This window comes from Bradyrhizobium sp. (genome assembly GCF_049586575.1).
Taxonomy (GTDB): Bacteria; Pseudomonadota; Alphaproteobacteria; order Rhizobiales; family Xanthobacteraceae; genus Bradyrhizobium.
In genome coordinates, this window is record NZ_JBAVCF010000625.1 from 1 (window position 1) to 8,097 (window position 8,097).

Annotated in this window: 9 protein-coding genes; all 9 read left to right on the plus strand. The window is 61.2% G+C overall.

Features of this window, described 5'->3' with window-relative positions; all coding sequences use genetic code 11:
* Positions 1-154: 154 nt before the first annotated feature.
* Complete coding sequence (locus WB528_RS23120) at positions 155-1,399, plus strand: alpha/beta hydrolase family protein (protein WP_423891039.1); 1,245 nt, start codon at positions 155-157, stop codon at positions 1,397-1,399.
* A gap of 8 nt (positions 1,400-1,407) precedes the next feature.
* The gene (locus WB528_RS23125) at positions 1,408-2,070 is read left to right on the plus strand and encodes a cysteine hydrolase (protein WP_423891041.1); all 663 of its coding nucleotides are present in this window, start codon (positions 1,408-1,410) and stop codon (positions 2,068-2,070) included.
* A gap of 36 nt (positions 2,071-2,106) precedes the next feature.
* Entirely contained in the window at positions 2,107-2,988 is an 882-nt protein-coding gene (locus WB528_RS23130; protein ID WP_423891043.1) for a polysaccharide deacetylase family protein, read from the plus strand.
* Positions 2,985-3,683, plus strand: coding sequence for a fumarylacetoacetate hydrolase family protein (locus WB528_RS23135; protein ID WP_423891045.1), 699 nt, complete (start codon positions 2,985-2,987; stop codon positions 3,681-3,683). Before WB528_RS23130 ends, WB528_RS23135 begins: the two co-directional genes overlap by 4 nt.
* A 2-nt stretch (positions 3,684-3,685) precedes the next feature.
* Positions 3,686-4,567 carry a polysaccharide deacetylase family protein gene (locus WB528_RS23140; RefSeq protein ID WP_423891047.1) on the plus strand — a complete coding sequence of 294 codons (882 nt, stop codon included), beginning with the start codon at positions 3,686-3,688 and terminating at the stop codon, positions 4,565-4,567.
* Complete coding sequence (locus WB528_RS23145) at positions 4,564-5,421, plus strand: branched-chain amino acid ABC transporter permease (RefSeq protein WP_423891049.1); 858 nt, start codon at positions 4,564-4,566, stop codon at positions 5,419-5,421. The genes WB528_RS23140 and WB528_RS23145 overlap by 4 nt, the downstream gene beginning before the upstream one ends.
* A complete protein-coding gene (locus WB528_RS23150; protein WP_423891052.1) occupies positions 5,418-6,437 on the plus strand; it encodes a branched-chain amino acid ABC transporter permease in 1,020 nt (339 codons plus the stop codon). Before WB528_RS23145 ends, WB528_RS23150 begins: the two co-directional genes overlap by 4 nt.
* A 142-nt stretch (positions 6,438-6,579) precedes the next feature.
* Positions 6,580-7,839, plus strand: a complete 1,260-nt coding sequence (locus tag WB528_RS23155; RefSeq protein ID WP_423891054.1) for an ABC transporter substrate-binding protein — start codon at positions 6,580-6,582, stop codon at positions 7,837-7,839.
* 54 nt (positions 7,840-7,893) lie between these two features.
* Positions 7,894-8,097: ATP-binding cassette domain-containing protein (locus tag WB528_RS23160; RefSeq protein WP_423891056.1), on the plus strand; the 204-nt coding region annotated here is incomplete at its 3' end.

Consider the following 8,097-nt stretch of genomic DNA (forward strand, 5'->3'; position numbering starts at 1 on the left):
AGTCTTTGCCTAGAAATCCAGCATCTAAGCAATTCTAGGAGCCCGCAAGCCACCGAAAGGGAAGTGCACTTTGAAAAGTGTATGTAATCAGTATTGACTCATCCACGCTTTCGTCGAACCATAACAACTGTGAAGTAGTGTGGGTGTCAGGTCGATGGCGCAGAGCAATTCAGAGATCGGCGAAAACGCCATTGAGTTGATCACCGCGGACCGAAACCCCCATTACGAGCCGTTCGGCTGGCATCACTGGCCCGAACATCCCTGGCTCGCCTACCAATTCCGCCGTGGCCTCGGTGAAAGCCAGGAGGGCGGCGGCAGCGTCAGCGAAATCATGCAGGCGGGATCGCGGATGATCCCCGGCGATCTCGAAAGCTGGCACACCGAATGGATGCGGATTGCCGACCGCAACTGGAAGCGCGGCCTCGCCGAGGAAGCCGCGGGCCATATCCGCACGGCGATGAACTGCTTCCTGCGCGCCGCGGATTATTATCGTCAGGCCGAATTTCATCTCGAGCCCGACGATGCCAGGCGGCTGCCGACGTTCGAGAAGATGGAGGCCTGCTCGCACAAGTTCATCTCCTACCTCAACCCGCCGGGGGAGGTGGTCGAGATTCCTTTCGAGCCGGGCAAGCCGATCTGCGGCTATTTCGTACGCGCGCCATTTCCAGGAGAAAGGCTGCCGGTGATGATCTGCATGGGCGGATTGGACTCCATCAAGGACGAGATGTGGTTCATGCAGGCGCATGGCTGCCTGCAACGCGGCATTTCGGTGCTGATGATCGACGGGCCGGGGCAGGGTGGCACGCTGCGGCGGCACAAGATTTACACCCGGCACGACAGCGAAGTGCCGATCGGCAAATGCATCGACTGGCTGGAAAACCGTGACGACGTCGACACCAAGCGCATCGCGGTGTGCGGTTCAAGCATGGGCGGTTATTATGCCGCGCGCGCCGCCTGTTATGAGCATCGGCTGGCTGCCGTCATCTCACATGGCGCGATCTGGTCGGTGCATGACATGTGGGGCACCAAAGGCGACGACTTCGGCCTCGCCATGCATATCAGATGGGTGTTCGGCGCCAAATCGATGCGCGAGGCCCATGAACTGATGAAACCCTTCACGCTCAAGGGGCATCTGGAACACATGCGCTGTCCGTATCTGGTGCTGCATGGCGGCCACGATGTGCTGACGGTCACCGCAGCGCGCAGCACTTACGATTACGCCAGGGCGAACGGCGTCGACGCGACGTTGCGTATCCTCGATCCCGACGAAACCGGCGCCGAACATTGCCAGCACGACAACCCAACGATCGGCCAGGAAGTGCTGGCCGACTGGCTGGCCGATCGCTTCGGCATCGACCAGCGCGCGCTGTTGAAGACTTCCATCAATCCACTTGTTTGAGGCGTGCCATGAAATCAGGCGGGAATTTGGGCGTCGATCATCCGAAAGCCGCCGTCGTCGCCATCGACTTGCATCGCGGCCATCTCGATATGGCGGTCGCGACCATGCCGACGACGCCGGATGTTGCCGCGCGCGTCATTGCCGCCAACAAGCGGCTGTTCGACTGGTGCCGCAACGTGGGCATTCCCGTCATCCATCAGGTAACGTCCTATCGCGACGCCGATGAAATCCGCGTCAACCCGTTCTGGCGCGCCGGCGCCGAGGACCCGACGTCTACGCGCAAGAACGCGATGCGGCACAACATCATCGGCGGACCCGGCTGCACGGTGATGCCGCAACTGCTCGATATCAGCGATTTCATCGTCAATACCAAGAAGCGCTATGACTGCTTCCTTGCAACCGACCTCGATTTCCTGCTGCGTTCTCACGGCATCAACACGCTCTTGATCACTGGCGTGAATACCAATTCCTGCGTGCTCGCCACCACGACCGCCGCGAACGTTCGCGACTATGCGGTGATCGTGGTCGAAGACTGCGTCGACAGCATGGACGGGCCGGAGCTACATGCGGCGGGGTTGGCGTGCATCCGCACCGCTTTCGGCTCCGTGATGACCACAGACGAAGTGATGGCGCTGGAAGGGCTTGCCCCGCGCCGACCTACCGCCGCATGATCGCTTGTTTTCCTAAAATCAAAAAGAGACTCCGCCATGACCGGTCCCATGCTTCCGCGCGAACGTTCGGAATATTCCGCCATTGTCGACCGTCCGCCGCTGAAATTGCCCGGCGGCGCGCGCATGATCGTCTGGACCATCGTCAATCTCGAAGTCTGGGATATCTCCAAGCCGATGGCGCGGCAGGTGCTGCCGGCGCCGACCGGCGTTCCCTTGCTGCCGGACGTGCCGAACTGGAGCTGGCACGAATACGGCATGCGGGTCGGGGTGTGGCGATTTTTCGATCTTTACAAGAAACTCGGCATCGCACCAACGCTCTCGATCAACGCGCGCGTCTGCGAGGACTATCCGCGGGTGGCACAACAGGCCAAGGACGCCGGCTGGGAGTTCATGGGGCATGCCTATGAGCAGGGGCCAATTCATAAAGAAGCCGACCAGAAAGCGATGATCGCGCGCTCGATGGGCGTAATCGAGAAGTTCACCGGCAAGCGGCCAGTCGGCTGGCTCGGGCCCGGCCTGACGGAGACCTTGGAGACGCCGGAAAATCTGGCTGAGGCTGGTGTCAAATATATCGGCGATTGGGTCTATGATGACGAACCCACGGTGATCCGTACCGAAAAGGGTCCGTTGGTGACGCTGCCCTATACGGTCGAGCTGAACGACATTCCGATGATGCTGGTGCAGCATCATGATAGCGATCATCTGCTTCGGCGCACCATCGACAGCTTCGATCGCCTCTATGCCGAGAGCAAGGATCGGCCGAAGATCATGTCGGTCGCGATCCATCCCTACATTTCCGGCCAGCCGTTCCGGATCAAGTATCTCGAACAGATTTACGACTACGTGAACAAGCATGAGGGCGTCGTGCACTGGAATGGCGAGCAGATCCTCAACTGGTACCAGGGCCTGAAGAAATGAGCGGACATCAGGCACTGCCGACGGTTGCACCGACGGTCGCCGCGGTCGCAGGCGGCGGTTCTTTTCCGGTTCGCCGCATCTACTGTGTCGGCCGCAACTATCTCGATCACATCAGGGAAATGAAGGAAGCCGACGAGCGCGACCCGCCGTTCTTCTTCCAGAAGCCGCGCGATGCCATCGTGCCGGACGACGCTCGCGTTCCCTATCCGCCGTTCACCTCGGATTTCCAGTTCGAGGTGGAGCTTGTCGCCGCACTCGGCAAGGGCGGACGCAACGTCGCCGTTGATCAAGCCAATAGCCTGATCTGGGGCTATGCGGTCGGCATCGATTTCACGCGCCGCGACCGTCAGCGCGATGCGCGCGATATGAAACTACCTTGGGAAGCCGGCAAGAGTTTCGATTCGTCGGCGCCGTGCGGGCCGATCGCTCCAAAAGACCCCGCGCATTTCGAACGTTGCGCGATCACGCTTTCGGTCAATGGCGGCGAGCGTCAGCGCGGCGACATCGGCCAGATGATCTGGAGCGTTCCGGAAGTGATCGCGCAACTGTCGAAGCAGGTCACGCTTGAACCGGGCGACCTGATTTACACCGGTACGCCCTCGGGCGTCGGTCCGGTCGTGCCGGGCGATCTGATCACCGCCCATATCGACGGCCTGCCGTCGCTCACCATCACCATTACGCCGCCAGAGAAATAACTATGCAGCCAACCGAACGCATTTCCTATTCGCCGATTACCGAGCGCCCGGCGCTGAAACTGCCTGACGGCAAGCGCATGGCGGTGTGGGTGATCGTCAATGTCGAGGAATGGGATGCGAACATGCCGATGCCGCGTACGGTATTGACGCCGCCGGCCGGCGGCTCGCCGTCACCCGACATTCCGAACTGGGCCTGGCACGAATACGGCAACCGCGTCGGCTTCTGGCGTCTGCTCAAGACATTCGACGATTTCAAAATCCCGGGCGTACTCGCGATCAATGGTGCGGCACTTGCGGCGTACCCCGCGATCGTCAACGCGGCAAAGGAACGTCACTGGGAATTCATGGGGCACGGCTTTACCCAGCGCAACATGCAGAAGGTCGAGAACGAGCGCGAGGACATTCGCAAGACCGCAGATGTCATTGAAAAGGCGACCGGCAAGCGCCCGCGCGGCTGGCTCGGCCCCGGTCTCACCGAGACGTGGGAAACGCCCGACCTGTTGAAGCAGGAAGGTTATGACTACGTCGCCGATTGGGTGCTCGACGACCAGCCGGTCTGGCTCAAGACCACGACGACGCCGATCGTCGATATTCCCTACACCCAGGAATGCAACGACGTCGCGATGATGCTGATCCAGCATCACAAGGCGTCGGAATATCAGGACCGCGCGCTCGATCAGTTCGAGCAGATCTATGAGGATGCGGCCCAATCCGCGCGCGTCATGGCGCTGGTGATTCATCCCTACATCATGGGCGCGCCGCATCGCGCCAAGTATTTTCGCCGCATCTTCGAGACGATCCGGCAGAAGCCTGACGTCGCCTTCATGACCGGCGAACAGATTCTCGACTGGTATCTCAAGACGGGACCGAAAGCGCCTGGATGAATACCTTCCAGCTTCTCAACGGATTGACCTTCGCTGCGCTGCTGTTTGTGGTCGCGAGCGGCTTTACGTTGATTTTCGGGTTGCTGCGCATTGTCAATCTCGCCCATGGCGCGCTTTATCTGCTCGGCGGCTATGTCGGCTTCGCGATCGCGACCAAAACGGGCAGTTTCGCGCTTGGAGGTTTGGGCGCAATGGCGGCGGTCGCGGCCGTCGGCTTCGTGCTCGATCAGGGGCTGTTGCGCTTTGTACGCGGCGACGAACTGCGCCAGGTGTTGTTGACATTGGGCTTTGCGTTTGTGCTGAACGATATGGCGCTGGTGATCTGGGGCGGCGACAGCTTTACTGTGCCGATCCCGCACGTGCTCAAGGGCGGCATGAGGGTGTTCGGCGTGTTCTATCCGACTTACCGGTTGTTCGTGCTGGCCGCGGGCATCGTTGTGTTCGCGGCGCTGTGGGGCCTCCTCAATCATACCCGGCTCGGCGCGTTGATCCGCGCCGGCGTGGACGATGCCGAGATGGTCGAGGCTTCCGGCGTCAACATCCGCCGCGTCTTTCTTGTCACTTTCCTGCTCGGCTCGGCGTTGGCCGGCCTCGGTGGTTTGATGGGCGGCGCGTTCTTGTCGCTCTATCCTTCCGCTGACGCGGAAATTCTGGTGTTCAGCCTCGCCATCGTCATCATTGGCGGACGCGGCAGCCTGGTTGGCGTCGGCATCGGCAGTTTGCTGGTCGGGCTCCTCAATACGGTCGGACAGGTGATGTTTCCAGAACTTGCGTATTTCGTGATCTTCGGGCCGATGGCGCTATTGCTCGCGTTCCGCCCGCTCGGCCTGTTCGGACGGGCGGCTACGTCATGACGCAAGCCGGATCACAGCCGATCAGGATTGCCGGCATGACGGGCCGCGCGCTGATCGTCGTCCTCGTCGTGCTGGCGATCGCGGTTGCGCTGCCGCTGGTCTTGTCGACCTATCAGATCGGGCTCGCGACCGAGATGCTGATCTTCGGGATGCTTGCGATGTCGATCGATATCCTCGCAGGCTTTGCCGGGCGCACCTCGCTCGGCCACGGCGCGATCTTCGGCGTTTCCGGCTATGTCGTGGTCTATGCTTCCTCCCAGGCGGGCCTGCCGTGGGCGGCTGCCTTCGCGCTCGGCATGATCGCGGCAACGGCGGTCGCGGCTATTTTCGCGCTGCTCGCGGTCCGCACCTCCGGCGTCTATTTCCTGCTGCTGACGCTGGCGCTCGGCATGATCGTGTGGGGCATCTGCCTGCGCTGGACCCAGGTGACTGGCGGCGAGAACGGGATACGCGGCGACGTACGGCCGGCGTTTCTGGTGCCGCACCGCTCCTTTTACTGGGCAGTGCTCGCGGCCACGACGATCGTGAGCTACGCGATGTGGCGCTTTGTCCGCTCGCCGTTCGGCTTGACGCTGCTCGGCATCCGCGACAGCGAGAGCCGCATGAAGAGCCTTGGTTACAACGTGCCGCTGCATCTGTTCGTGGGCTTTGCGGTATCCGGTTTCTTCGCCGGCATCGCCGGCGCCCTCTATGCGATGTTCAACGATTTCGTCAGCCCTTCGACGGTGGCCTTGGAGCAATCGGTCGAGGGCGTGCTAATGATGATCGCCGGCGGCGTCGGCACGCTATTCGGCGGCTTCGTCGGGGCTGCCGCAATCCTCACGCTGGAGAACGTGGTCAGTTCCTACACGGAGCGCTGGCAAACCGTGCTCGGCCTGACCTTCATTGTGATCATGATCTGCGCGCCGGCCGGCATTATCGGCACGCTGCGCGCCATTCTAGTGTCCCGATTCCGAAGTTCGTCGCACCTTGCGGAGCCACGTTTCGAACTTCGGAATCGAAAGGACACTAGCTAACTTATTGATCTAGTGTGGCCCTGGTTCAGAAGTCCGCATAACCACCCGCGGCACAAATGATGCGGACTTCTGCCACACTAGCGCGCGGGAAAAGGCGGCAAGGAATTATAAGGGCAAACGATCGTTTCGAAAGGGCATTGAAATGGACCGCAGGCAATTTCTTAAAAACTCAACCGCTGCCGTCGCCGCCGCAGGCACGATGGCTGCACCATGGCGGCGTGCACGGGCGCAGGCCGGCCCGATCAAGGTTGGCTTGTTGACGCCGCTCACCGGCGTGGTCGCCTCCGGTGGCAAGGAGATGGTCGAGGGCGTGCAGTTCTACCTAGAACACGTCAACTACCAGATTGCCGGCCGCAAGGTCGAACTCGTGATCGAGGACGATGCATCCAATCCCGACACGGCGTTGCAAAAGGCGCGGCGTCTGGTCGAGCAAGGCAACTGCCACATGCTGATCGGCGACCTCCTGGCCAATACGGGTTTGGCGGTCGCCAATTACGTCAAGGGCACCGGCACGCCGTATTTCATTCCGATCATCGCCGCCGACGATCTGACGCAGCGCCACCGCATCAGGAACGTGATCCGCGTCGCCGGCTATTCCGCCAGCGCCTTCACCCATCCGTTCGGCGACTGGGCCTTGAAGCAGGGCTACAAGAAGATCGCAACCGTCAGCCAGGATTACACCTTCGGCCACGAGCAGTGCGGCGGTCTCGCCCAGGTCTTCACCGAAGGCGGCGGCGAAATCGTGCAGCAGTTCTGGCACCCGCTCAATACCGCCGACTTCAGCCCCTATCTGGGCCAGCTCGCGGACTTGAAGGTGGACGCGATCTTCGCGATGGAAACCGGTGCGGATGCCACGCGATTCATCCAGCAGTATGCAAGCTTCGGCCTGAAGGGGAAGACGCCGCTATTGGGTGCGATGAACGCTACCGACCAATCCGTGATCCGCACGATCGGCGATGAGTGCGATGGCATCATCGCAGCCGCCCATTTCGCGGAAGGATCGGATAACCCAGTCACGCAGAAATTCACCAAAGACTACGAGACGAAGTATGGCAAGATTCCCTCGCTCTACGGCTTCTCGATGTATTCCGGAATGATGTGGGTCGCCGAAGCGCTGGAAAAGATCGGCGGCAAGGTCGAGGACCGCGACGCCGTCATCGATGCCGTGCTCAAGACCGATCTCGTCGGCTCGCCGCTCGGCAAGACCGTCAAGCTCGACAGCTATGGCAATCCGATCTACGACGTCCAGATTCGCAAAACGGTGAAGCGCGCCGACGGCAAATACTGGAACGTGCCGATCGCGAGCTATCCGAGCGTCTCGCAGTTCTGGAAATACGATCCCGAGACCTACATGAAGCAGCCGCCATATTCGCGGACCTTCCAGGGGATCAAGAAAGCCTGATCAAGACCTGGTTGGGCGCGGAATCCTCCGCGTTTGACGTAAACGGAAATTGTTGTGTCCGAACCGATCCTCTCGTTGTCCGATGTGGTCGTGGCGTTCGACGCCCTGCGCGCGGTCGATGGCGTCAGCCTCACCGTTCCGCAGGGCCAGCGCCGCGCCATCATTGGACCCAATGGCGCCGGCAAGACCACGCTGTTCAACGCGATCGCCGGCGCCTTGGCGCCGACCGCGGGCCGCATCGCGTTCGACGGTCACGAC